1 protein-coding gene is annotated in these 1,594 nt (G+C 59.3%); it reads right to left on the bottom strand.

Features of this window, described 5'->3' with window-relative positions:
• The coding region (locus M9827_RS06055) for a DUF6531 domain-containing protein (protein WP_250604188.1) at positions 1-1,453 on the bottom strand (1,453 nt) is incomplete at its 3' end.
• Between the last annotated feature and the right edge of the window lie 141 nt (positions 1,454-1,594).

Raw genomic sequence — 1,594 nt, 5'->3', positions numbered from 1 at the left:
TGTGAATCGCTGGCCGCTCACTACTCGGCAACGGAAAGCGGGTGCGGCGGTTTTCGTGATCGACCCAAACCACCTCATCAGCGAAAAACTCCAGCCGATGCGCCAGCGAATGGCTCCAGCCAAACCCAAGCCCGACATCAATCTCGGCGGCACTGGAGCGATATAACCGGGTGAACTCAAATGGCAACACGCCATCGAGCAGCGCATCGCTCAGGGTCAGCAGTTCTTCACCGGTGACCATCGACACCGGGCAACCGTTGGTGCAGGTGCGCGGCACGCAATCAGCGCTGTCGCCGTTGGGGTTTTTCGCCTGATCCGGCGAGTCGTCGTGATGCTCGTCTTTCTTCAACAAGGTGTTGCGCTGCGCATCCCAGCGCAATTGCATCCGGCCCTTTTTCACCCCGGCGGCGATACCACGGGCGGCAACGGTTTTGTATTGATCGACGTATTTGATGAAGCCTGCGACGATGCCGAACATCGCCTTCACCAGATGTTTCACCGCCGACAGCAATTGCACGGCGCGGTCCGCCAGACGCAGGGTCAGATAAGCGATCCCTGCGCCGCCACTGACAAACGTTAAAACCATGCTGATCAGCACATCGATGAGCAGTTGCACCATCATCATCGACGCCACTTCCGCGGTTTTGCCGGCGATTTCACTGGGCGGCAGCATCTCCAGCCAAAGGCTGGCAGTGCGCAGCAATAAGCACAGCGCCGCCTCGTCACTGACCAGCAGTTGCAGCTTCTCCATGACGTCGGGCGCAGTTTTCGCCAGCTCGATCAGATCCGCCGCGCCACTGCCCAAGCGCTCAGCAAACTGGCCGGGATCCTTGAGAATGTCCGAGAGCAAGCCAATGCTGTCCCAGACCCCCTCGATAGCTGCCCAACTCCCGGCGAGCATGCCGTTGCCTGCCGCCGTCGCCACCGACTGCGACCACTGCGGTTTGAAACCCTTCCACTCACTGCGCAGCCAGCCATCCAGCTCATCGGTCAGGCCGTCATAAGCTTTGAAAAGGTCCTCGACCTGACCCGGAGTGACATCGCTGTGCACCTGCACCCGGTAGAACTTGCCAGGTATTCCTTTGAATGAGCCCTTGCCTTGCGCATCAAGGGTGATGGGGGTGGTTGCGCCACCGTCCATGGCGATCACATCGACCACGATGTTGCCGAGCGGAATGTCGTACACCGACTCGAACTTGCTCTCGATCTGCATCAACCCGCCCTTCGGGCACTGGACGACACCTGAGAAAAATTCGTTGTCAGTGCTGCTGACGGCCGTGCTATCGGAGCCGAAGCGAATGATCCGCTCCATGCCCATCAGCGACGGCAGATCTGCGGCGTGGCTGATCTCGTCCGCCGCTCGACTGGCCCAATGCTTGAGCTGTTCGCGGTAAAGACTGAGGGATCCGGGAAAGCTGTCGAGTGCTTGCTCGATGCGGGTGACGGCTTCCATCAACGCACACGGGTGGGCGAAGTGGACTGAATAAGCGGATCAAACATGAGCGTTCCCTCGCGCAAAAAAATTAGGCGCGGGAACTGTGCGGGGGATCAATCAGGAAAGAAGTCAGGCGAGTAGGCAATGGCTGTAGGACTT

This window comes from Pseudomonas sp. AKS31, assembly GCF_023634765.1.
Classification (GTDB): Bacteria; Pseudomonadota; Gammaproteobacteria; order Pseudomonadales; family Pseudomonadaceae; genus Aquipseudomonas.
The sequence above is the reverse complement of the archived record's forward strand: the minus strand, read 5'-3'. Positions and strand labels throughout refer to the sequence as shown.